This is a genomic window from Motilimonas sp. 1_MG-2023, assembly GCF_030547455.1.
Lineage (GTDB): Bacteria > Pseudomonadota > Gammaproteobacteria > Enterobacterales > CBDFNC01 > Motilimonas.
Genome location: NZ_JAUOPX010000303.1, coordinates 1 through 234, shown reverse-complemented (window position 1 = coordinate 234; position 234 = coordinate 1). Strand labels below are relative to the sequence as shown.

The following is a 234-nucleotide window of genomic DNA, read 5'->3' as shown; positions in this document are numbered from 1 at the left end:
GGCAGAAAACTCGATGCAAGGGTTGCAGCGGGGCAAGTTAGACTTTTCGATTACTGGGCGAGATCTCACCGATGATAGCCGCTTGAAGGTATATTATTTACCCGAAGGCGTTGATTGCGCGACTCTATTTGTTGATCGGCAAATTTGCTTAGTGAGTGAAAATCATCACGTACTCGCCTTAGTCAAGCAGGACTTATGGACGCTTGAAAGCTATTAAGAGCAAAACCATGTGCA

General features: G+C 45.7%; 1 pseudogene. It reads left to right on the top strand.

Annotated features, from left to right (window positions below):
- A pseudogene (locus Q4519_RS22145) lies at positions 1–217 on the top strand (LysR family transcriptional regulator); the annotation flags it as partial.
- Positions 218–234 lie beyond the last annotated feature (17 nt).